Below are 24,033 nucleotides of genomic sequence, written 5' to 3' on the forward strand. Positions count from 1 at the left end.
CCGATGCCCTGTGGAAGCGAGCTTGCTCGCGATGACGGTTTGCCTGGCCCTTCCATGCTGGCTGAACCGCCGCTTTGGCGAGAAGGCTCGCTCCCACGATGGATCTTCTTATGACTCCAGCGGCATCACCGTCACCCGAACATCCGGATCATGGGTACCGCCCCCCAGGATCACCCCGCGCAGCGGCGACACATCGGAAAAATCCCGCCCCCAGGCCAAGGTGATGTGTTCCAGCGCCGGCTGCACGTTGTTGGTCGGGTCGAAGTCCACCCAGCCCAGCACCGGGCAGAACACCGAGACCCAGGCGTGTGACGCATCGGCCCCGATCAGCCGGGCCTGGCCGGGCGGTGGCTGGGTCAGCAGGTAGCCACTGACATACCGCGCCGCCAACCCGCGGGAACGCACGCAGGCCAACATCAGATGGGCGAAATCCTGACAGACACCCCGGCGTCGCTCCAGCACTTCTACCAGCGGTGTCGCGACCTGGGTGGCCTCGGCATCGAAGGTGAACTCCTCGAAGATTTTTTCCATCAGCGCCCGCACACCGACCATCAACGGTCGGCCGGCCGGGAAACAGCTCTCGGAAAACTCGACGAAGCTGCGCTTGAGATGCACGTAGGGTGATTCGAAACGGTAGCGGCACGCGTCCATCCATTGTGCCGTCAGGGGCCGGCCGCTGTAGGTCAAGGCGTTACCGGTCGACTCCCAGGCCGGCGACAGGTTGAAATCCAGCGCGGGCCGCGCGAGCACCTCGACGCTCAGCCGGGCGTTGACCAGCAGCTCATCGTGAGGCCGCTCGAAAGCCAGGCGGGTCAGCGGGTTGCCGAATACATCGTGTTCGTCACGGCGGGTCGTCGGCTCCGGGCTGATGGACAGCTGTTGCTCGGTACAGCGCTGCCATTCGCAGTGTCTCGGCCATAGATGAGCCAGTTGCTGCGCGAGGGACACCGGGCTGTCGTAGTGATAATGGGTGTCGTGGAGGATCTGGTAACGGGCACTCATCAGACGGATACCGTGCGTTGGCTGACATCGTCAACGTGGGCGAAGTGTCGCAAGGCCAGGCGATCGGAGACCTGGGCGCTGACGTCGGCGACTTCCTGTAACAGATCGGCCAGGCCATCGACCGCCGCGCGCAAGCTGGACTCACCGAACAGCGGATTCTCCAGGCACCGCAAGTCGAACCGCGAAAGGCGCGCCACCAACTCCGGCAGGGCGGTTTCTCTCGGCGCGGCAAAATCATCGTTCAAGCGCTTGAGGGTGCGCGCCACCAGTTTCAATTGGAAAAGCACCGCATGGGGGTTCTGTTCGTCCAGCAACAACAGGTCGAGCACCGGAATCAACTGCGCCACCGCCAGGTAGCGTGAGCGGTACGTGATACTGCTGTTGCCCAATTCCAACAACCATTCCAGCCCGGCCTGATCGAATACCGCCTCGCCCCGCAGGAACGCCGCCAGGCTGCTGCTGAGAAATTGCAAGCGCTCCAGGCGTCGGCCGATCATGAGAAAACGCCAACCCTCGTCGCGCGTCATGTCGTCCAGGGCGAACCCCGACAATGCGGCCAGGGACATCACCAGGCGGTTGAGGAAATCCAACAGCTCGCCGAAATCCGGCTCGCTGGTTTCCAGCTCCATGGCTTCACGCTGCAACTCCACCAGTGCCTGCCAGTTCTCCCGCGACAGCTTGCCGCGCACCTGCGAGGCCGCCCACTGCAAGCGCTGCAGGTTGGAGCGCAGGCTGAACGACCAGCCATCCCCCAGGACCGCAGCCAGCAAGCGCTCGGGCAATGCCCCCTCCTCAGGCAACAACATCAGGCTTTCGCCCAGAGACACCGCCGATTGCAAGGCCTGGGGGTCATCGCCATCGACGTACCGCGCCAACATGATCCGCAAAAGACGCGCACTGTCATCGCAACGCTCGCAGTAGCGACCGAACCAGAACAGGTTTTCCACCACCCGGGAGGGCAGGTACGGATCACGCCGCACCAGGTCGTGAACACCCACGGTACGCTGGGCCTTCCATTGCTCGCCGCCGGGTGCCTGCTCTCCAAGCACCCAGGTGTCCTTGCTGGCACCGCCGCGCTGCATCGATACCACTTCGGCATCGGCCTCGGCGGCCACTCGGGCCAGGCCGCCGGACAAGACCCGATAATCGTCTTTTCCCGCTACGGCATACACGCGCATGCCGATCGCCCGGGGCTGGAGCTGACCGTGTTCGGCCTGCCACACCGGAGCCTGGGACAGTTGCGCCAACTCTTGCGCGACATACGCATAGGGCCGCGCCTGCATGCGCGCCGCCAGCTGGCCGCGCTGCTCCTCGTTCAGATCGCGGCCGAACACCGGTGCGAAACTCTGGGAAGGAAACGCCGGCTTGATCAACAACTGGGGCAATTTCTCCAGCGCCTGGGCCAGCACCGGCGGCTCGCCGCACCACCACGTAGCGATGGAGGGCAGCAGCAGTTCTTCGCCGAACAGATACTGGTTGATCCGCGGCAGGAAGCCCAGCAGACCTGGCGACTCCAGCACGCCACTGCCCAGGGCATTGGCCACCAGTACCCGGCCCTGGCGCACCGCGTCCAGCAATCCGGGTACGCCAAGGGCCGAATCGGTGCGTAACTCCAGGGGGTCGCAGAAATCGTCGTCGAGCCGACGCATGATCGCGTGAACCCGGCGCAGGCCGCTGAGGGTCTTGAGGTACACCGTGGCGTCCCGAACGGTCAGGTCACCGCCCTCCACAAGGGGATAGCCGAGTTGGCGCGCCAGGTAGAGATGTTCGAAATAGCTTTCGTTGAATCGTCCCGGCGTGAGCAATACCACCAGCGGCGGCTCGCCATCGCTGGGGGCCTGTCGCGCCAGGGTTTCCTGCAAGGTGCGGAAGAAACCGGACAGATGCCGCACCTTCAGGTCGCGATAGAGATCGGGAAAGGCACGAGAGACGATCATGCGGTTTTCCAGCGCATAACCCGCCCCTGAGGGCGCCTGGGTCCGATCGGCGGTGACCCACCAGCGGCCGTCGGGCGCACGCGCCAGATCCACGGCATACAAGTGCAGGAAATCACCGTCCGGCGGAGCGATGCCCTGGCAAGGCCAGAGGAAATTGTTGTGTCCGAAGACCAGCTCCGCTGGCAGCAGCCCTTCACTGATCAGCCGCTGCGGTCCGTACAGGTCGGCCAGTACCGCATTGAGCAAACGCGCGCGCTGGGCAATGCCGGCCGACAACTGCTTCCATTCCTGGGCGTCGATGACGTGGGGCAGAAGGTCCAGCTCCCACGGCCGGTCGGCGCCCTTAGGGTCGGCATAGACGTTATAGGTGACACCGTTTTCCTGGATCTGCCTTGCCAGCAGTGCCTGGCGCTGGACCAATTGGCCCGGCGTGCTGCGCTGCAACTGGTCGAACAGCCGTTGCCAGTGCGCACGCACCGCGCCGCTGCCGTCCAGCAGTTCGTGATAGGTGCCCGTCGTCAGCGGGTAACGGTCAAGCAGGTCAGGCATGGAAAGCTCGGCAGGACAGCGATGATAGGTGAGACTAGCGCAAGCGCATGACGCCCGGATAGGTGTGTTTGTGTTGGATCCGACCTGGGTTTTCAGAGTGAAATCGTGGCGAGGGGATTTATCCCCCGCCACAAGGTCCAGCTAGCTTTTTGAGGTCCGGTGAAAGCGTCGCAGATCGAGCGTGAAGGGAAACTCGTCATCCACCGCCAGGCTGGGTATCGGCAATTTTCCGGGCGTATGTCCGATACGGAAGAATCGCGCCATCCGCCGGCTCTCCGCTTCGTTGGCGTTGACAGGCAGGCTGTCATAGTTGCGCCCGCCCGGATGCGCCACGTGGTATTGGCAGCCGCCCAGGGAGCGCTGCATCCAGGTGTCGAGCACATCGAAGACCAACGGCGCATGGACCGGGATGGTCGGCTGCAAGCAGTTGAACGGTTGCCACGCACGGAAACGTACCCCGGCGACAAACTCCCCCACCCGGCCGGTGGGCTGCAACGGCACCGGCACGCCATTGCAGGTCAGCAGGTAACGTTGTGGCGCCAGCCCCGTAAGCTTGATCTGCAACCGCTCCAGGGACGAGTCCACATAACGCACCGTGCCGCCCGCCGAGCCCTCTTCCCCCAGCACATGCCAAGGCTCCAGCGCCTGGCGCAACTGCAGCTCGACACCGTTGACTGCGTAGTCGCCCACTTTGGGAAAGCGAAACTCCAGGTGCGCGGCGAACCACTCGGCACGCAGCGGGTAGCCGGCGCCATTCAACTCTTCGATGACCTCGGCAAAATCCTGCTCGATGAAGTGCGGCAGCAGGAAACGATCATGCAGCTCGGTGCCCCAGCGCGCCAGTTTGGCCGGTGCATAGGGCTCGCGCCAGAACCGCGCCACCAACGCCCGCAACAGCAATTGCTGGGTCAGGCTCATGCGCGCGTGGGGCGGCATTTCGAAAGCGCGCAGCTCCAGCAAGCCGAGCCGTCCGGTGGCGCCGTCCGGCGAATAGAGCTTGTCGATGCAAAACTCGGCGCGATGGGTGTTGCCGGTGACGTCGATCAGCAGGTTGCGCAGCAGCCGATCCACCAACCACGGCGGGCATTCGTCGCCGGGCTGTGGCATTTGCGCGAAGGCTATTTCCAGCTCATACAACGCATCGTTGCGCGCCTCGTCCACGCGCGGTGCCTGGGATGTCGGGCCGATGAACAATCCGGAAAACAGGTAGGACAATGACGGGTGGTTGTGCCAGTAGCTGATCAGGCTGCGCAGCAAGTCCGGGCGCCGCAGGAACGGTGAATCTGCCGGTGTCGCGCCGCCCAGTACGAAATGGTTACCGCCACCGGTACCGGTGTGCCGGCCATCGATCAGGAATTTCTCGGTGGTCAGCCGGTTCAGTCGCGCTTGCTCGTAAAGAAACTCGGTGCGCTCGACCAATTCTTCCCAAGTTGCCGAAGGCTGCACGTTGACCTCGATGACACCTGGGTCTGGCGTGATACGAAAATTGCTCAGGCGCGGATCGCTCGGTGGCTCGTAGCCCTCCAACAAAACAGGGCAACCCAGTTCCTGCGCCGTCGCTTCGATGGCGCTGACCAACTCCAGGTAATCCTCGACCCGCTCCAGCGGTGGCATGAACAGGTACAGCCGCCCTTCCCTGGCCTCTGCGCAGAAGGCGGTGCGGGTCAGCCAATCGGCCGATTCGTCGACCTTTGGCACGCGCTCCTGTTCCAGCGCCGGCTCGCCGTGATGCTTCAACTGCTCGGTGTCGGGTAGCTCGGGCAAATCCTGGTTCGGGTCGGTGGGGTGGATGAACGGATATTCGGCCGCCGTCACCCACGGCTGAGACATCAGCGGCAGGCGGTAGCCCAGTGGCGAATCCCCCGGCACCAGCCGGCAATGATCGTCGCGCAGGTACCAGCGCCCGCTTTGCCATTGGTCGCCCTTGGCGGTGCGTGCCAGCGGCAGGACCTGACCGATCACCTTGCCCAGCCCCTGGCTGAAGACCTTGCGCAATCGCGCCCGCTCCAACGGGTCTTCCAGACGGGAATCCTCAGCCGTCACGTTCGAAGGCAACGAGCCTTCGCGCCAGAGATAATGGAAATTATCCTCGTAGGCGGGAAACACGAATTGCGTGGGAATTTTCAAGCGTTCAGCGACACTCGCCAGAAAACGCCCAGCCAATTCGCCATCGGCGCCGTAGTCTTTTTTCTCGTCGGCAATCAACGCGCTGTCGTGCCAGATCGGCACCCCGTCACGCCGCCAATAGCAGTTGAGCGACCAACGCGGCAATTGCTCGCCGGGGTACCACTTGCCCTGGCCGAAATGCACCAGCCCCTGCGGCGCGTAATGTTCGCGCATGCGCTGGAACAATTCGGCGCTGAGGCGGCGCTTGTCCGGTCCAAGCGCCGCGGTGTTCCACTCGGCGCCGTCCGGGTCATCGATGGAAACGAAGGTCGGCTCACCGCCCATGGTCAGGCGCACGTCACCTTCCTGCAGGTCCGCATCGATCTGCCGACCCAACGCCTGGATCGCCAGCCATTGTTCTTCGGTGTAGGGTTTGGTGACCCGTGGCGCTTCCCAGATTCGCTCGACGGACATCTCGTGGCTGAACTCACACTCGCACGGTTCCACCAGGCCACTGATGGGCGCCGCCGAGGACGGATCAGGACTACACGCCAACGGGATATGCCCTTCGCCGGCGAACAACCCGGACGTGGCATCGAGGCCGATCCATCCGGCGCCGGGCAGGTACACTTCGCACCAGGCATGCAGGTCGGTGAAATCCACTTCCGTACCGGACGGGCCGTCGAGGCTTTTCACATCGGCGGTCAGCTGGATCAAGTAACCGGAGACAAAACGCGCCGCCAGGCCCAAGTGACGCAACAGCTGCACCAGCAGCCAGGCCGAGTCGCGACAGGAGCCGGACGCGTGCTCCAACGTATGCTCCGGCGTCTGCACGCCCGGCTCCATGCGGATCAGGTAGTTGATGTCTTCGCTCAGGCGCTGGTTGAGCGCCACCAGAAAGTCCACCGCTGGCAATGGCGTGCGGTCGACGCTGTCCAGATACGCCTTGAATTTAGGCGTCAGCGGAAGCTTTTCCAGGTAGGGCATCAGCTCGTGTTTTTCGTCAGCCGCATAGGTGAACGGGATTTTCTCGGCGTAAGGCTCGAGGAAAAAATCGAACGGATTGAACACCGCCATCTCGGCGACCAGATCGACCTCCACCCGCAGCTCATCTGTCTTTTCCGGGAACACCAGCCGCGCGAGGTAATTGCCCTGGGGATCCTGCTGCCAATTGATGAAATGCTGATCGGGGGAAACCTTCAGCGCGTACGAAAGAATGCGCGTGCGGCTATGGGCCGCCGGACGCAGGCGAACGATCTGTGGACCGAGTTCGACAGCGCGCTCGTAGCGATAGTGTGTGACATGGTGCAAAGCGACATGGATCGACACGGCGTGCCTCCTGCGGAGCCTGGGCGTTATCGAAAGCGGCGCAAGACTTATGCCATGCAGGCAGGCCGGACACTTTCAACCTCTACTCAGGGCAGTAGAGCACTAAAACCGCGCGATGCCTGTATTGATCTGCGAAGGCCGCACATAAATGCGGCGCAGAGGGTAGCGAATCGACTCAGCGGCGCGGGCGCGAGGCCTTGGCGGACTGGATGATGCGTTCGCGTTGGTGACGGATTTCGATGAGTTCGCTGCGCATTTCCCGGTGGCGTTTGCTATTGAGCAGCAATAGCCCCAGTAGCGGCAACAGCACTGCAAACACGTAAACACCTTGGTGCGGTCCATAAGCGAACGTCGGCAGCACCGCCGCCAGGCAAGCGAGGAAATAACCCGCCACGCACCAGATCGCCCAGGCGCGCCCGCGTGCGATCATGAGATTGCCCAAGACCAGGACACTCACTAGAGCCAAAGTGCCGAGACCAACGTAGTTGCTCCTGACGGAAGGCTCCAAGGCACGCCAATAAGTACCTGCGCACAAAACGAGCAGCGTAGACCCGGAAAAGCAGCCCAGAAAGATCGCCCCCATGAACACCGGAAAATAACGGGCGAGGAACTGCCTCAGTGATCCGCCGCCGATCATTCCGTGAACTCCTCATACAGCCCGACGGCAACAGTCTTCACGGCGCCATCACCGGTATAACTGCCGATGATCCCCAAAGCGCCGCCGAGAGAATCCTTTATCTGAGTCAGCGTGGCATGCCTGATTTCAGCGGAGGAATAACGCTTGGGCAAGGCGCCCGCTCGTTGCTGCAGTTTAAGCAGCTTGGCGGTAAGACTCGGATCTTTCAGGGTCAACAATTCCTTTGTCAGTTTGCTGCGCTCCTGACGACTCAGGCCTTTGAGCAACTGATACCAGCTCTTCCCGGTGCCCGCTGCTTTGCTGGCCTTTAGCAGCCGAACAGTCGTGAGAGCCGAGCCACCGACGCCGACAAGGGAAACACCGTCAAGAATGGGGCTTACGATGTTGTACCAATCGGCGTCGTTCATCTCATCGTTGCCAGTAGGATTGGTCAACTCATTCGCCACCCGCATCCCGCCTATGACGCATTGCGCGGTACTGGCCGTCGCGGCAGCGGCGCCCAGCGCAACGACAAAGGCACTGGCCCCCGCCGTAAACGGCACAGCGACGCTCCCACTGAACACCACCACCCAACCGATGACAGCGGCGACACAGGAAAAACCGGCATTCATCGACTCAGTTCCGAGCTTTGACTCACGCGGGCTGCTTTTTACCTGATCGATGAATTGCTGCGGGGCGATGTACTTCTTGGCCTCGCGCAAGATGATTCGCTTGGGCGCGATGCTGCAAATCGGCTTGAATTCGCGCAGCGTCACTACGTTGTACTCGGAATCGATGTACACCACGCCCGCCCCGGCAATGTTGGGGTCGGCATCGATGGCGGCGAACAGACGTGGCAGGTTGACCTGGCTTTCAATGCGTTTGCGGGCCATGAACTGGGAGAAGTTCAGGTCCATGCCGATGCCCGTTGTAGCGCTGCTCATATGAATCGTCCTTGAAAATCGATGGATTTAATTCTTTCCACGCTGAACCCCTGTGGCGAGGGAGCTTGCTCCCGCTCGGCGGCGAAGCCGTCGTAAACCGGAGGCCACGGTCTGCCTGGGAACACTGCATGGGATTGTTGGGGCCGCTTCGCAGCCCAGCGGGAGCAAGCTCCTTCGCCACAAAAAGCTATGCATCCGCCGTCACGCCGTTGGCGGTCGCCACGATAACAAACAGCCAGCACGCCCGCTAGAAAGCAAAACGCCAGCATTTAAGCTGGCGTTTTACGAGGTGGCGGATGATCAGCGCGGCACGACAGGCTTGCGCGCCGGCTTGGGCCCCTTGCCCTTGGCCGCGTCCTTGCGCTCCTTGGCGGCCTTCTGGTTGCGGGCGAACGCGGCGGCCTTGGCCTGCTCGCGCTTGTCCCAGGCATTGCCGCCATCACTGGCGCGCGGAGGCAGGCCGGTGTGCTGGGTCAGGATCTTCGTGGTTTCCTTGCCCACTTTGTGGCTGCCAGCCGGCGTCGAGTTCTTGCGACGAGCGCTCTGGTAGCTGTCGGTCGAAGGCTGATGCAGCGGGATCAACTGATGCTTGCCCGGCCCGATCAGGTCGGCGCGGCCCATGCGGGTCAGCGCCTCGCGCAGCATCGGCCAGCCTTTCGGGTCGTGATAGCGCAGGAAGGCCTTGTGCAGACGGCGCTGGTCCTCGCTCTTGACGATGGTCACCGCGTCGCTCTTGTAGGTCACCTTGCGCAACGGGTTCTTGCCCGAGTGATACATGGCGGTGGCCGTGGCCATCGGCGACGGATAGAACGCCTGCACCTGGTCGGCGCGGAAGCCGTTGCCCTTGAGCCAAAGCGCCAGGTTCATCATGTCTTCGTCGGTGGTGCCTGGGTGGGCGGCAATGAAGTATGGAATCAGGTACTGCTCTTTCCCCGCTTCCTTGGTGTACTTCTCGAACATCCGCTTGAACTTGTCATAGCTGCCGATGCCCGGCTTCATCATCTGGTTGAGCGGGCCTTCCTCGGTATGCTCCGGGGCGATCTTCAGGTAACCGCCGACGTGGTGCGTCACCAGCTCCTTGACGTATTCCGGCGACTCGACCGCCAGGTCGTAACGCAGGCCGGAGGCAATCAGGATCTTCTTCACCCCAGGCAAGGCCCGGGCGCTGCGGTACAGCTGGATCAGCGAAGAATGGTCGGTGTTCAGGTTCGGGCAGATGCCGGGGAACACGCAGGACGGCTTGCGGCACGCGGATTCGATTTCCGGGCTCTTGCAGGCGATGCGGTACATGTTCGCGGTCGGGCCGCCGAGGTCGGAGATGACACCGGTGAAGCCTGGAACCTTGTCGCGGATCTCTTCGATCTCGCGAATGATCGACTCTTCGGAACGGTTCTGGATAATCCGCCCTTCGTGCTCGGTGATCGAGCAGAAGGTGCAGCCACCAAAGCAGCCGCGCATGATGTTCACCGAGAAACGGATCATCTCGTAGGCCGGGATTTTCTCCTTGCCGTACGCTGGATGAGGAACACGTGCGTAAGGCATGCCAAACACGTAATCCATTTCTTCGGTGGTCATCGGAATGGGCGGCGGATTGAACCAGACGTCGACTTCGCCGTGCTTCTGCACCAGCGCACGGGCGTTCCCCGGGTTGGTTTCCAGGTGCAACACACGGTTGGCGTGGGCGTAGAGCACCGCGTCGCCACGGACCTTTTCCACCGACGGCAGGCGGATCACGGTCTTGTCGCGGGTCATCTTCGGGCTCGCCAGGATCTGCACAACCTTGGCTTCGCTCGGGTCCTCAACCGGCCCCTTCTCTTGCTCGATGGCGCAAGCAGCGGTGTCCTGGGTATTCACGTACGGGTTGATGATCTTGTCGATCTTGCCCGGACGGTCGATGCGCGTGGAATCGACTTCATACCAGCCTTGCGGCGTGTCACGGCGGATGAAGGCGGTGCCGCGCACATCGGTGATGTCTTCGATCTTGTGGCCGTAGGACAGGCGCTGGGCGACTTCGACGATCGCTCGCTCGGCGTTGCCGTAGAGCAGGATGTCGGCGCAGGCGTCGATCAGGATCGAGTTGCGCACCCGGTCCTGCCAATAATCGTAGTGAGCAATGCGGCGCAGGGACGCTTCGATACCGCCCAGCACAATGGGTACGTGCTTATAGGCTTCCTTGCAGCGCTGGCTATAGACCAGACTCGCACGGTCCGGCCGCTTGCCCGCCAGGCCACCTGGGGTGTAGGCGTCATCGGAACGGATTTTCTTGTCGGCGGTGTAGCGGTTGATCATCGAGTCCATGTTGCCGGCCGCGACACCGAAAAACAGATTAGGCTCGCCGAGCTTCATGAAATCGTCTTTGGACTGCCAGTTCGGCTGCGCAATGATACCGACACGAAAGCCCTGGGCTTCCAGCAAACGACCAATGATCGCCATGCCGAACGACGGGTGATCGACGTAGGCATCACCGGTCACGATGATGATGTCGCACGAATCCCAGCCGAGCTGATCCATCTCCTCCCTGCTCATGGGCAGGAACGGCGCCGGGCCGAAACATTCGGCCCAGTACTTGGGATAGTCAAATAACGGCTTGGCTGCTTGCATGTCGATGACCGGTATAAAGGATGAAAAATCGCGGGCGCGGAATATAGCACAAAAAATAACCAATTGTGGCGAGGGAGCTTGCTCCCGTCCGGCTGCGCAGCAGCCGGATATCCCACACAGCTCGATTACAAGTACAACTGGGTCTGCTTCGCGGCCCAGCGGGAGCAAGCTCCCTCGCCACAAAGGCTGATCAAGAGAACAGGTTATTCGTCATCATCAAAATTGTAGCTACCCGGCGCCAGGTTTTCGAAGCGTGTGTATTTGCCGATGAAGGCCAGGCGAACAAAGCCGATCGGGCCGTTCCGCTGCTTGCCGATGATGATTTCGGCGATACCCTTGTGCTCGGTCTCCGGGTGATACACCTCGTCACGGTAGACGAACATGATCACGTCGGCGTCCTGCTCGATCGCTCCGGATTCCCGCAAGTCGGAGTTCACCGGGCGTTTGTTCGGACGCTGTTCCAGCGAGCGGTTCAACTGGGACAGGGCCACCACCGGGCAGTTGAATTCCTTGGCCAGGGCCTTGAGGGAACGGGAGATCTCGGAAATCTCGTTGGTCCGGTTGTCACCGCTGGACCCGGGGATCTGCATCAATTGCAGGTAGTCGATCATGATCAGCGCGATGTCGCCGTGCTCACGCACCAGGCGGCGGGTCCGGGCGCGCATTTCCGATGGGCTGATCCCCGCCGTGTCGTCGATGAACAGCTTGCGATCGTTGAGCAGGTTGACCGCCGAGGTCAGGCGCGGCCAATCGTCGTCTTCCAGCTGGCCGGAACGGACCTTGGTCTGGTCGATACGCCCCAGGGACGAGAGCATACGCATGATCAGCGATTCGCCTGGCATCTCGAGGGAATACACCAGCACCGCTTTGTCGCTGCGCAGCACGGCGTTTTCCACCAGGTTCATCGCAAAGGTCGTCTTACCCATGGACGGACGGCCGGCGACGATGATCAGGTCGGACGGCTGCAGGCCGCTGGTCTTCTCGTCGAGGTCGGTGTAGCCAGTGGACAAACCGGTAATGGCGTTGTCGGTGTTGAACAAGGTGTCGATGCGGTCGATGGCCTTGGTCAACAGGTCGTTGACGCTCACCGGGCCGCCGGTTTTCGGTCGTGCCTCGGCGATCTGGAAGATCTGCCGCTCGGCTTCGTCGAGGATCTCGGCGGCGGTGCGTCCTTCCGGGTTGAACGCGCTGTCGGCGATCTCGGTGCTGATGCCGATCAGCTGACGCAAGGTTGCCCGCTCGCGCACGATCTGTGCGTACGCCTTGATGTTGGCGACCGACGGTGTGTTTTTCGCCAGTTCGCCCAGGTAACCGAGGCCGCCGACTTGGGACGTCTGCCCTTCCTTGTCCAATTGCTCGGCCAGGGTCACGACGTCGATCGGCATGTTCTGGTCGGCCAGCCTGGCGATCGCGCGGAAAATCAGGCGGTGGTCATGCCGGTAGAAATCGCCGTCGGAAACTTGATCGAGCACACGCTCCCAGGCGTTGTTGTCCAGCATCAGGCCACCGAGCACGGCCTGTTCGGCCTCGATGGAATGCGGAGGCACCTTCAGGGCAGCGGTTTGCAGATCATATTGCTCGGGGGCGGTGATTTCGTTCATGGCCACGTCTGGTTATGAAATTCAGCAATTGCAGAAAGACAAAGGGCACGACCCTGTAGACAGGATCGTGCCCGATGTTACCGGCAAGCACCCGAGGGTGCCAGCCGACAGGTGTTGCTTAGGCTGCTACCACGACAACGCGTACGGTGGCTTCAACTTCGGCGTGCAGGTGCACGGCTACGTCGAATTCGCCTACGTTGCGGATGGTGCCGTTCGGCAGACGAACTTCGCTTTTCGCAACTTCAACGCCGGAGGCGGTCAGTGCGTCAGCGATGTCGTGAGTACCGATCGAACCGAACAGCTTGCCTTCGTCGCCAGCGGTGGCAGTGATGGTCACTTCCAGCTCGGCCAGTTGGGCAGCACGGCTTTCAGCCGATGCCTTACGGTCTGCGGCGGCTTTTTCCAGCTCGGCGCGACGCTCTTCGAACGCAGCCAGGTTGGCAGCGGTCGCAGCGGTGGCCTTGCCGAAAGGCAGCAGGTAGTTACGACCGTAGCCGGCCTTAACGTTTACTTTGTCGCCCAGGTTGCCCAGGTTGGCGATTTTTTCCAGAAGGATCAGTTGCATGTGAAAATCCTCTAACTTTTAACCTTCACCGTTCGCGTTGTCGGCGTCTTTCGGCGCCATACGACCGCGAAAATCAATCAGGCTGTCGACGATGGCCAGGACCACCAGCAACGGATAGATCAGCTGCATGAACAGCAGCAACGTGACGTACAACCCCACCAGCCAGAATCTGGCCAGTCGCTTTTGCGCCACCAGCCCGTGAATCAGGGACAGGGCGGCAAAGACCAGCGGTACACTGCACAACGGCGTGAGCATTGCCATCTGCGGACCGAAGTTCGGCCCCAGAAGCATGCCCGCCAACAGCAACATCGCCAGCCCAAGCGGGAAACGGATGGCGCGAAACTCGCGACCAAAACCACCCGGGTTGTACAACAACGCCTGCCAGTAGCGCCCGATAACCAGGCTCAGCACACTGACGATCTGCAACAATGCCGCAATCAGTCCGGTCAGGACGGGGGCGATCAGGGACGCGAAACGCGCCTGCTCTTCTACCGACATCCGTTGGTAGAGATCACCGAGTGCCTCGGGCAGGATTTTTATCAAAGCCTGCGACAGCATCTCGATCTGGGGCGCAAAAGCCACCCCGAGCACCACTGAAAACACCACACCTATCGCTATGCTGACCAGCAGCACGCGGTTCCAGGATTCGCTGGCGCGCAACACCAACGCCAGCGCCGAAGACCCCAGCAGCACCATGACTGCACGCGGGTCCGCGGAATACATCCACCAGAGCAAGGCTGGCAGAAGTCCCAGAGCAAGAACGCCCAAGGCGTCCCTCAATCCGCGCCGCAGGAGTACAAGACTCCCGGCGGCAGCACCCAACCAGTACAACAACGGCAATGCCGCACATCCAGCCACTACCAGAGTGGCCTGCATACGTCCCCGCATGATGAAGTCAGCTAAGGCGCGCATGCATTCAATCCCTTACTACTTGTCGACTGCCCGGTCTCAGCGGCCGTGGCTGTCGGTGTAGGCCAGCAGGGCCAGGAAGCGGGCGCGCTTGATAGCGGTGGCCAGCTGACGCTGATAACGAGCTTTGGTACCGGTGATACGGCTTGGAACGATTTTGCCGGTCTCGGATACGTAGGCTTTCAGAGTGTTGAGATCTTTGTAATCGATCTCTTTCACGTCTTCAGCGGTGAAGCGGCAGAATTTACGACGACGGAAGAAACGTGCCATGTGATTGGCTCCTTAAAAGGTCCGTGGATTACTCGTCAGCGTTATCGCTGTTGTCGCTGTCGCTATCGCTGTCATCGCCTTCGGCGCTGTCAGAATGCTCAGGACGGTCGCGACGCTCACGGCGCTCACTGCGGTTTTCTTCAGCCTTGAGCATCTCGGATTGGCCAGTGATGGCTTCTTCGCGACGGATGACCAGGTTACGGATCACTGCATCGTTGTAGCGGAAGTTGTCTTCCAGCTCGGCCAGGGCCTTGCCGGTGCACTCAACGTTCAGCATCACGTAGTGAGCCTTGTGAACATTGTTGATTGCGTAGGCCAGTTGACGACGGCCCCAATCTTCCAGACGGTGGATTTTGCCGCCGTCTTCTTCGATCAGCTTGGTGTAACGCTCAACCATGCCGCCGACTTGCTCGCTTTGATCCGGGTGGACCAAAAAGATGATTTCGTAATGACGCATGAATGCTCCTTACGGGTTGTAGCCTGCCGCTCAAAAACGGTCAGACAAGGAGTGAATGACACTTATGGACTTGAGGACGCTAGACACATAAGTGCCTGCCATCACAGCAAGGGGCGCAATTGTAGAGAAGGGTCGAGGGCGGCGCAAGGCAATTGGTGATTATTTGAACAACCGCATTTGCCCCTTACACAAAACCAATGTGGGAGCGAGCTTGCTCGCGATAGCGGTATCTCATTCAACATAGATGCCGAATGTCAGACCGCTTTCGCGAGCAGGCTCGCTCCCACAGAGGTTACTGCAAGATCAGTTTTTTTTGGCGGCCGACTTGGCTCCACGCTGGCGCTGGGCCTCGAACAGGCACACACCGGTGGCGACCGAGACATTGAGGCTGCTGACGCTGCCGGCCATCGGCAGCTTGACCAGGTAATCGCAATGCTCGCGGGTCAGACGGCGCATGCCCTTTCCTTCGGCGCCCATGATCAGGATGGTAGGGCCGGTCAAGTCCTGGTCATAAATACTGACCTCGGCCTCGCCCGCAGTGCCGACAACCCACAAGCCGCGCTGCTGGAGCTTTTCCAGGGTGCGCGCCAGGTTGGTCACTGCCACCAACGGGATAACTTCCGCAGCGCCACAAGCGACCTTGCGCACGACCGGCGTCAATGTCGCGGACTTGTCCTTGGGCACGATCACCGCCAACGCACCGGCGGCGTCCGCCGAACGCAGGCAGGCGCCGAGGTTGTGCGGGTCGGTCACGCCATCCAGTACCAGCAACAACGGCGCGCCTTCGGTGCGATCGAGCAGCTCGTCGAGCATCGCCTCGCCCCATACCTGACTCGGGCTGACCTCGGCCACGACGCCTTGATGCACCCCTTCGACCCAGGCGTCCATCTCGCGCCGCTCGGCCTGACCGACCGCAACGCGGTTTTCGCCGGCCAGCTCGACCAAGGTCTGGACCCGCGGGTCGCTACGACCTTCCGCCAACCAGATCTGCTTGACCCGCTTGGGGTGGTGACGCAACAACGCCTCCACGGCATGCACGCCGTAGATTTTTTCCAACTGACTCATGATTTGGCCTTGGGTTTACGCGCCCCGCCACTCTTGGCAGGGGCCGAGCCTGCTTTCGGCGGGCCTTTACGGTGTTTGCTCGGCTTGCTGCTCGCCTTCTCCGGAGCCGACCGGCCGGCCTTGCCCCCGGACGCCGCTTTACCGCCGCTCTTGGCTTCGGCCAGCAAGGCCTGTTTCATTTCGCGACTCTTACGCAATTCGGCGTTTTTCGCCGCCGCATCGCTCGGACGATAGGCTTCGCCGGCCTTTTCCTTGGCCGGACCGCGACGTCCGGATTTGGACGGTGCGGGCTCGGCGGCGGTCTTGGCGGCAGGCGCTGTGGTTTCGGCGCCACGCTTCTTGCGGCCGATCGGTGCACTGATGGTTTTTTCCGCCATCTCGAAGTCGATCTTGCGTTCATCCAGGTCGACGCGCATCACCCGTACTTCGACGGTATCGCCAAGACGGAAGCTGCGGCCGGTGCGTTCGCCGGCCAGGCGGTGATGCACAGGGTCGAAGTGGTAGTAGTCACCCGGCAGCGCGGTGACATGCACCAGGCCTTCGACGTAGATATCGGTCAACTCGACGAACAGGCCAAACCCGGTCACGGCGGTGATCACGCCCGGGAACGACTCGCCAACGCGATCCTTCATGTACTCGCACTTGAGCCAGTTCACCACGTCGCGAGTCGCTTCGTCGGCGCGCCGCTCACTCATCGAGCACTGCTCGCCGAGTTGCTCCAGAGCCGCTTCGTCGTACGGGTAGATACGCGCCTTCGGAATGGTCATCGCACCGGCACGCTTGACGTGCGGGGTGTTCATCTTCGAATGGATCACGCTGCGGATGGCCCGGTGCGTGAGCAGATCGGGATAGCGACGGATCGGCGACGTGAAGTGGGTGTACGCCTCGTAGTTGAGGCCGAAGTGGCCCTGGTTATCGGCGCTGTACACCGCTTGGCTCAAAGAACGCAGCATCACAGTCTGGATCAGGTGGAAGTCCGGACGATCCTTGATACTCGCCAGCAGGGCTTGGTAATCCTTCGGCGTCGGACCTTCCTTGCCTTTGTGTAGGGACAAGCCAAGCTCACCGAGGAAGGCCCGCAATTTTTCCAGGCGCTCCGGCGGCGGGCCGTCGTGGACCCGGTACAAGGCAGGGATTTCATGCTTCTTCAGGAACTCGGCGGTAGCGACGTTGGCCGCCAGCATGCATTCCTCGATCAGCTTGTGGGCATCGTTGCGCACGGTCGGCCGGATTTCGGCGATCTTGCGCTCGGTACCGAAGATAATCCGGGTTTCCTGGGTTTCGAAATCGATCGCGCCCCGTACGTGACGCGCCGCCAGCAATACCTTGTACAGCGAATAGAGCTGCTTGAGGTGCGGCAGCACATCCGTGTATTCACCACGAAGCTTGCGCGACTCGGCCAGCTTCGGCGTTTCCAGCATCGCGCTGACCTTGTTGTAGGTCAGGCGCGCGTGGGAATGGATCACGGCTTCATAAAAGCAGTAGTCAGTCATCTCGCCGGCTTTGGAGATGGTCATCTCGCAAACCATGGCCAGGCGATCGACATGGGGGTTGAGCGAGCACAAGCCGTTGGACAGTTGCTCTGGCAACATCGGCACGACGCGCTCGGGGAAATACACCGAGTTGCCGCGCACCTGGGCTTCAGCGTCCAGCGCCGAGCCGAGCTTCACGTAGCTGGAAACGTCGGCAATGGCCACATACAACTTCCAGCCGCCGGAGAACAGGCGCAACTTGCCGGGCCGGGCTTCGCAGTAGACCGCATCGTCGAAGTCCCGGGCGTCTTCACCGTCGATGGTGACGAACGGCAGGTGACGCAGGTCGATGCGCTTTTCCTTGTCCTTCTCTTCGACCTCCGGCTTGAGCTTGGCGGCCTCTTTCAGAACCGCTTCAGGCCAGACGTGAGGAATGTCGTAGGTGCGCAGGGCAACGTCGATTTCCATGCCCGGCGCCATGTAGTTGCCGACCACTTCCACCACATCGCCCTGAGGCTGAAAGCGCGGGGTTGGCCAGTGAGTGATCTTCACCTCGACGAACTGCCCGATCTGCGCGTTGGCGTTGCGACCTGGGGTGACCAGCACTTCCTGCTGGATCTTCGGGTTGTCGGCGACGACGAAGCCGATGCCACCTTCCTCGAAATAACGCCCCACGATGGTTTCGTGCGCACGGGACACCACTTCGACGATCACGCCTTCACGGCGCCCGCGCCGGTCCAGGCCGGACACCCGGGCCAGCGCACGGTCGCCATCGAACACCAGGCGCATCTGCGCCGGGCTCATGAACAGATCGTCGCTGCCATCGTCGGGGATCAGGAAACCGAAACCGTCGCGGTGACCGGCGATACGGCCCAGGATCAGGTCGAGCTTGTCGACCGGAGCATAGGTGCCACGCCGGGTGTATATCAGTTGAGCATCGCGCTCCATGGCACGCAGACGGCGGCGCAGGGCTTCGAGCTGGTCCTCGGTGGTCAGGCCGAACTCTTCGACCAGCTGCTCACGGCTAGCAGGCGAACCCCGATCGGCGAGATGCGCCAGGATCAGTTCGCGGCTAGGAATAGGGTTTTCATATTTTTCCGCTTCACGAGCGGCCTCGGGATCGAGGGACTGCCAATCGGCCATTAGAGAGTTTTCACCTTGTCTATATGCGGGTTAGTTTGGCATAGGCGTAATGAAACGGGAAATTTCAAGCAGCAGATGCCTTTTCTAAAGTCTTTCGACAGGCCTTTGAAGCCCCTGATTGCACCGCTCGTGAAATTTAGCGTTTTTTTTGTTCCTGGGGGTTTACAGTTAAAAACACGCTCCGTATAGTGCGCGCCATCGACGACGCACTCACGTTGCCGATATTGCCCAGATGGTGAAATTGGTAGACACGCCAGCTTCAGGTGCTGGTGACCGCAAGGTCGTGGAAGTTCGAGTCTTCTTCTGGGCACCAATTTCGAGCAGCAGGTCAACGGCCTGCCAGCCTCACAAAAACCCGCGAAAGCGGGTTTTTGCGTTTCAGGCCCCTGGAATGTGTTTGGCAATTATCAAAATAAAAACAGGGGTTTACAGATCAAAACGCGCTCCGTATAGTGCGCCACATCAACAGCGGCAACGCTGCAGATGCTGCCCAGATGGTGAAATTGGTAGACACGCCAGCTTCAGGTGCTGGTGACCGCAAGGTCGTGGAAGTTCGAGTCTTCTTCTGGGCACCAAATTCAAGCTTCAAGGTTATACGCCTTGAACCTCACAGAAACCCGCGAAAGCGGGTTTTTGCGTTTCCGGCACCCGAAAACTCCCTCGCCACAACGCACATGAGAAACAATATCGTTTATCATTGTTACAAGTTTTTGCTACACGACAGTGAGGAACCCCGCGAATGATGTTTCGAACCACCCTGCGCCGCGCCCTGACCTGCACCCTGCTCGGCCTGACCCTCGCAACACCCCTCACCCAAGCCGCCGACAAAATTGAACTGACACTCTATAACGGCCAACACAAAGAAGTCGGCGATGAACTGGCCAAGGCCTTCGAAGCCAAGACTGGTATCCACGTCAACGTTCGCAAGGGCAGCAGCAACCAGCTCGCCAGCCAAGTCGTCGAGGAAGGCGACCGCTCCCCGGCCGATGTGATCTATACCGAAGAATCGCCGCCGCTGAACAAACTTGGTGAACAAGGTCTGCTGGCGAAGATCGACGATGCGACCCTCAACGTGCTTCCCAAGGATTATGTCGCCAGCAACGGCTCCTGGATGGGCGTGACCGCTCGCGTTCGCGTGGTTGCCTATAACCCCAAACTGATCGATGAAAAGGACCTCCCGAAAACCGTCCTCGATTTCGCCCAGCCACAATGGCAAGGCAAGGTCGGCTTCGTACCGACCAGCGGCGCATTCCAGGAACAAGCCGTTGCGATCATCAAATTGCACGGCAAGGAAGCCGCCGAAGAATGGCTCACCGGGCTACGTGCGTTCGGCAAGGTCTACAGCAACAACATGGTCGCCCTCAAAGCCGTGGAGAACGGTGAAGTGGCGACGGTCCTGGTGAACAATTACTACTGGTTCGCCCTGCAGCGGGAGAAGGGACAGCTGGATTCCAAGCTGCATTACTTCACTGGCGGCGATGCCGGTGGCCTGGTCACCGTCTCCAGCGCCGCGGCACTGAAATCCAGCAAACACCCCAAGGAGGCCCAACAGTTGCTTGCCTATATGGCCAGCGAGGAGGGGCAGCGGGTGATTACCCAGACGTCCGCCGAATATCCTCTGCACAAGGGCATGACGTCGGATCGCGGCCTCAAGCCGTTCAATGAACTGGAGCCGCCAAAAGTGACGCCCGCCGACCTGGGTAACGCCGAAGAAGCATTGGAGCTGGAACGTGAAGTCGGCTTGAACTGATGACGTCGTCGCTGAGCGCCTCTCCTCCAGCCGGGGTCTACGTGCCCCGGCGCAAGCGCCCCTCGATCGGGTTGCTGCTGCCCGTGCTGCTGCTCGTTTTGCTGAGCCTGCTGCCACTGCTCTACGTCGTCACCAAGACCTGGCAGGCCGGCTGGACCGAGGCACTGCATCTGTTGTGGCGGCCCTATGTATTCGGCTTGCTGCGCAACACCTTGGCGTTGATGGCCGGCGTCACGCTGGCCTGCGGCATCGTCGGCCTGTCCCTGGCCTGGCTGCTGGAACGCAGCAACCTGCCGGGGCGTCGTATCTGGGGCGTTGTCTTGTGCCTGCCGTTCGCCGTGCCGGCGTTTGTCAGCAGCTTCACCTGGGTATCCCTCAGTGCGCAATTCGAGGGATTGGGCGGGGCAATCCTGGTGATGACCCTGTCCAAATACCCACTGATTTTCCTCCCCGTGGCCGCAACGCTGCGCAACCTCGACCCGTCCCTCGAAGAGTCTGCCCGCACCCTGGGGCAAAATCGCTGGGGCGTGTTCTTTCGCGTCACGCTCCCGCTGCTCTGGCCTTCGCTGCTGGCCGGTTCGTTGCTGATTGCCCTGCACATGCTGGTGGAGTTCGGCGCACTGTCAATCATCGGGCTGCAGACCTTCACCACAGCCATCTATCAACAATTCGAGCTGGAATTCAGCAACGCCAATGCCGCCATGTTGTCGGCGGTATTGCTGACGCTGTGCCTGGTCCTGTTGTGGCTGGAACTGCGGGTGCGCGGCAAGGGGCGCCATGTGCGCACCGGGCAAGGCGCGGCACGCCAGGCCGAACAAGTACGCCTGGGCCGGTGGATGCTTTGCGGTCAACTGTATTGCCTGGCGTTGGCGATCATCGGCAGCGGTATCCCGCTGGGAATGCTGGCGTATTGGCTGGCCGTGGGCACTTCCGCGGCATTCCCGGCGGGCGAGATCGGCGAAGCGCTGCTGTCGTCCCTGGCGCTTTCGCTGGGCGGCGCCGCCCTCTGCCTCGTATTGGCGGTACCGGTGGGCCTGCTGGTGGTGCGCCACAAGGGGCGGCTGGCGATTTGGGCCGAGCGCCTGCCCTACTTGCTGCACGCGCTGCCGGGCCTGGTCATCGCCCTGAGCCTGGTGTATTTCGCCCTGCACTACGTGCCCGCGCTGTACCAGACTTCCGGCCTGCTGCTGATTGCCTATGCGCTGCTGTTCCTGCCGCTGGCCCAAGCACCGGTGCGTACGGCGCTGAACAAGGCCGCCCCACAACTGGAAGAAGCGGCGCGGACGTTGGGGGCTTCGTCGCTCGGTGCGTTTTGTCGGGTGACCCTGCCGATCATCTTCCCGGCCCTGGGCGCGGCGTTCGCCCTGGTGTTCCTGGATGCGATGAAGGAATTGACCGCGACGCTGTTGCTGAGCCCGACCGGACTCAATACGTTGGCGACGGCGGTCTGGGCACATACGTCGAATGTGGAATTCGCAGCGGCGGCGCCCTATGCGGCGCTGTTGATTCTGGTGTCGGGGTTGCCAGTCTATTTGCTGACGACGCGGATGTATCTGAGTCGCTGAGTCCACTTTCGCAAGCAGGCTCGCCCCCACAAAGTTGGTGTGGACACCCGTTTTGTAAACGGCAATAAACCTGTGGGAGCGAGCCCGCTCGCGAAGGGCCCGCCACAACCTCGAATCAAGCCCTGAACTGACCCAGGCTGGCCTTCAACTGCGCCGCCAGTTTATCCAGCACCTTGCCGCTGGCCGTGGTCTCGACCACCGCCTGGGCAGCCTTCTCGGCCTGGGCGTGGATGGTCTCAACCCGGCCGCGTACCGCTTGCGCGCCCTGGGCTTGATGCGCGGCTGCTTGAGTCGCCAGGCCGATGGCCGCGTGAACCTGCTCGACCGACGCCTGCACCGACTGCTGCAGCCGCGCGCTGTCACGCAACACTGACAGACCTTCATTGGCCTGCCGTCCCGCTTGGCCGATGGCCGCCACGGCTTCGCGCGCGCCTTGTTGCAAGGCCACGATGTGCGCCTGGATATCGCCCGTCGAGCTCTGGGTCTTGCTTGCCAGCGCCCGCACTTCATCCGCCACCACCGCGAAGCCGCGTCCGGTCTCCCCGGCGCGCGCCGCCTCGATGGCCGCGTTCAGGGCCAACAGGTTGGTTTGCTCGGCAATACCATGGATCACCGTCAACACGACTTCGATCTGCTCGCTCTGCTGGGCCAGCCGTTCGATGACTTTCGCCCCCGTGTCGACCTGCCCGGCCAACGCTTCGATCAAGCCGCCGACCTTGGCTGACGTGCGGGTGGTTTCATCGGTGGCCTGACGGATCTCAGCTACCTGTTGCAAGGCCGCCTGCATCGCCTGGCTTTCCGATTGAGCCTCATCGGCCATCTGCGACAGCGCACGCAGGCTCTCGGCCACTTCATCGCGCTGCATGCCGGCCGCCGCGTCGGCGCCCGAGTTGCGCAGCGTCATCGCGCCGATCTCCTGACCGGTACGCTGGGCCACATCGCCCGCCTCGCGCACGATGGGTTGCAATTTATCCACAAAGCGGTTGACCGCCGAAGCCATGTCGCCGATTTCGTCTTTGCTGTTGATTTGCACGCGCTTGGTCAGGTCACCCTCGCCCGCCGCCAGATCGTTCATCGCGGCGATCAACAACTTCAAGCGATTGACCACCCGACGCCCCAGCACCACGGCCAACAACACCAACACGCCCAACCCTACCAACGCCAGGCCCAGGCCGATGCGCCAACGCAAGGTCCCGGCGGCTTCTTGAACCGTGACGGCGGTATTGGTCTGCATATCGGTGGCGGTGGCCTGCGCCGAGCCCAGGCGGCCACGCATGGCTGCGGCACTGTCGGCAGCCGCGCCCTTGAGGCTGTCGCCCACCAATTGATCGCTGCTGGCAATCAGCGCGGAGAAGCGCTGGTCGAGCGCCTTGAGGTCGGTTTCCACCGAGGCGGTGGAAACGCCCATCAGCACCTTGCCGATCTCGACGCCATTGGGGTTGATCGACGCTTCGAGGTAATAAACCGATGGATCGTTCTTCGCCGCATCCAATACTTTATCCAGCGCCCGATCGCCCTTGCCCTTTTCCAGCAGGGCCTTATTGATCGGATTTTCCCGGTTCAGGTAGCGAGTCAGGTGTTCCCCTGCGGCGTCGTCATAGATGACGAACAGTACATTGGGATTGCGCTGGGCCCGACGGGCGAATTCGGACAGGGTGGGCACGTCGCTGTCCCACATTGCCCGGGGCGCGACCGAGGCCAGAAGCTGCGCCATATCATTGGCGGAATCCCTCAGGTCTTTTTCCAGGGTCGCACGCAGTTGAGCCTGCTCTTCCTTCAGACGGGAAGACAACCCCGCGGTCAATCGCTGGCGGGTACTGGTGGATAAGCTGTCCAGGCTGGAGGTGACTTCTCGCCCAGCCTGCTCCAACTCACCCGCCAGTTTCTGGCTGTCAACGCCCAGGCGCGCGCCCAGGTCGGACTCAAGCGCGGTGACCGTGCTTCGGGTCAGCGCAACGGCCACCAGCACCTGCACCAAAAGGGCGATACCGAGGGTAACGAAAACAGGCCGCAGCAAACGGCTTTGTAACAGTGAGAGAACGGCCGACACGTGAAATCCCTCTACCAAACGCCATTAATTTGATGGCACGCCTGGAAGCGGTGCCTTAATTAAGATGCTTAGCAAGTGTCATGCCGCCCGACAGGCAGAAAC

16 protein-coding genes, 2 tRNA genes and 1 pseudogene are annotated in these 24,033 nt (G+C 61.5%); 4 read left to right on the top strand and 15 right to left on the bottom strand.

What is annotated here, in order from left to right; all coding sequences use genetic code 11:
* Positions 1-108: 108 nt before the first annotated feature.
* The 13 genes from M1D68_RS22605 to rnr form a co-directional block, all read right to left on the bottom strand.
* Positions 109-1,002, bottom strand: coding sequence for a transglutaminase family protein (locus M1D68_RS22605; protein ID WP_420766205.1), 894 nt, complete (start codon positions 1,000-1,002; stop codon positions 109-111).
* A complete protein-coding gene (locus M1D68_RS22610) occupies positions 1,002-3,488 on the bottom strand; it encodes a circularly permuted type 2 ATP-grasp protein (RefSeq protein WP_457968430.1) in 2,487 nt (828 codons plus the stop codon). Before M1D68_RS22610 ends, M1D68_RS22605 begins: the two co-directional genes overlap by 1 nt.
* Before the next feature lie 141 nt (positions 3,489-3,629).
* The gene (locus tag M1D68_RS22615; protein WP_457968432.1) at positions 3,630-6,923 is read right to left on the bottom strand and encodes a transglutaminase family protein; all 3,294 of its coding nucleotides are present in this window, start codon (positions 6,921-6,923) and stop codon (positions 3,630-3,632) included.
* A gap of 175 nt (positions 6,924-7,098) precedes the next feature.
* Positions 7,099-7,560 (bottom strand): hypothetical protein, encoded by a 462-nt coding sequence (locus M1D68_RS22620; RefSeq protein WP_420766202.1) that lies wholly within the window; start codon positions 7,558-7,560, stop codon positions 7,099-7,101.
* Positions 7,557-8,483 carry an NAD synthetase gene (locus tag M1D68_RS22625; protein WP_420766201.1) on the bottom strand — a complete coding sequence of 309 codons (927 nt, stop codon included), beginning with the start codon at positions 8,481-8,483 and terminating at the stop codon, positions 7,557-7,559. Before M1D68_RS22625 ends, M1D68_RS22620 begins: the two co-directional genes overlap by 4 nt.
* A 300-nt stretch (positions 8,484-8,783) precedes the next feature.
* Positions 8,784-11,084, bottom strand: coding sequence for a YgiQ family radical SAM protein (locus tag M1D68_RS22630; RefSeq protein ID WP_420766200.1), 2,301 nt, complete (start codon positions 11,082-11,084; stop codon positions 8,784-8,786).
* A gap of 203 nt (positions 11,085-11,287) precedes the next feature.
* Positions 11,288-12,685: a replicative DNA helicase gene (gene dnaB, locus M1D68_RS22635; RefSeq protein ID WP_420766199.1), complete on the bottom strand. Its 1,398-nt coding sequence runs from the start codon at positions 12,683-12,685 to the stop codon at positions 11,288-11,290.
* 118 nt (positions 12,686-12,803) lie between these two features.
* Entirely contained in the window at positions 12,804-13,250 is a 447-nt protein-coding gene (rplI, locus tag M1D68_RS22640; RefSeq protein WP_003186385.1) for a 50S ribosomal protein L9, read from the bottom strand.
* Between the two features lie 18 nt (positions 13,251-13,268).
* Positions 13,269-14,162: a YybS family protein gene (locus M1D68_RS22645; protein WP_420766198.1), complete on the bottom strand. Its 894-nt coding sequence runs from the start codon at positions 14,160-14,162 to the stop codon at positions 13,269-13,271.
* 36 nt (positions 14,163-14,198) lie between these two features.
* Positions 14,199-14,429, bottom strand: coding sequence for a 30S ribosomal protein S18 (rpsR, locus tag M1D68_RS22650; RefSeq protein ID WP_002551829.1), 231 nt, complete (start codon positions 14,427-14,429; stop codon positions 14,199-14,201).
* A gap of 28 nt (positions 14,430-14,457) precedes the next feature.
* Entirely contained in the window at positions 14,458-14,886 is a 429-nt protein-coding gene (gene rpsF, locus M1D68_RS22655) for a 30S ribosomal protein S6 (protein WP_420766197.1), read from the bottom strand.
* A gap of 303 nt (positions 14,887-15,189) precedes the next feature.
* Complete coding sequence (gene rlmB / locus M1D68_RS22660; RefSeq protein WP_420766196.1) at positions 15,190-15,951, bottom strand: 23S rRNA (guanosine(2251)-2'-O)-methyltransferase RlmB; 762 nt, start codon at positions 15,949-15,951, stop codon at positions 15,190-15,192.
* Positions 15,948-18,566, bottom strand: a complete 2,619-nt coding sequence (gene rnr / locus M1D68_RS22665; protein WP_434560964.1) for a ribonuclease R — start codon at positions 18,564-18,566, stop codon at positions 15,948-15,950. Before rnr ends, rlmB begins: the two co-directional genes overlap by 4 nt.
* A gap of 226 nt (positions 18,567-18,792) precedes the next feature.
* On the opposite strand from rnr, the gene M1D68_RS22670 reads away from it, so the two are divergent.
* The 4 genes from M1D68_RS22670 (at position 18,793) to M1D68_RS22685 (ending at position 21,881) form a co-directional block, all read left to right on the top strand.
* Positions 18,793-18,879: transfer RNA gene (locus tag M1D68_RS22670), tRNA-Leu, on the top strand.
* Positions 18,880-19,054: 175 nt separating this feature from the next.
* A tRNA-Leu gene (locus M1D68_RS22675) sits at positions 19,055-19,141 on the top strand.
* Positions 19,142-19,305: 164 nt separating this feature from the next.
* On the top strand, positions 19,306-20,316 hold the full coding sequence (locus M1D68_RS22680; RefSeq protein ID WP_420766194.1) for an extracellular solute-binding protein: 1,011 nt from the start codon (positions 19,306-19,308) through the stop codon (positions 20,314-20,316).
* Positions 20,316-21,881, top strand: a complete 1,566-nt coding sequence (locus tag M1D68_RS22685; RefSeq protein WP_434675792.1) for an ABC transporter permease — start codon at positions 20,316-20,318, stop codon at positions 21,879-21,881. The genes M1D68_RS22680 and M1D68_RS22685 overlap by 1 nt, the downstream gene beginning before the upstream one ends.
* Before the next feature lie 115 nt (positions 21,882-21,996).
* On the opposite strand, the gene M1D68_RS22690 is transcribed toward M1D68_RS22685, so the two are convergent.
* The gene (locus tag M1D68_RS22690; RefSeq protein ID WP_434564156.1) at positions 21,997-22,881 is read right to left on the bottom strand and encodes a methyl-accepting chemotaxis protein; all 885 of its coding nucleotides are present in this window, start codon (positions 22,879-22,881) and stop codon (positions 21,997-21,999) included.
* A 21-nt stretch (positions 22,882-22,902) separates the two neighbouring features.
* Positions 22,903-23,595, bottom strand: a pseudogene (locus M1D68_RS22695) (methyl-accepting chemotaxis protein); the annotation flags it as partial.
* Positions 23,596-24,033: the final 438 nt, after the last annotated feature.

It is taken from the genome of Pseudomonas sp. R4-84, from assembly GCF_054130985.1.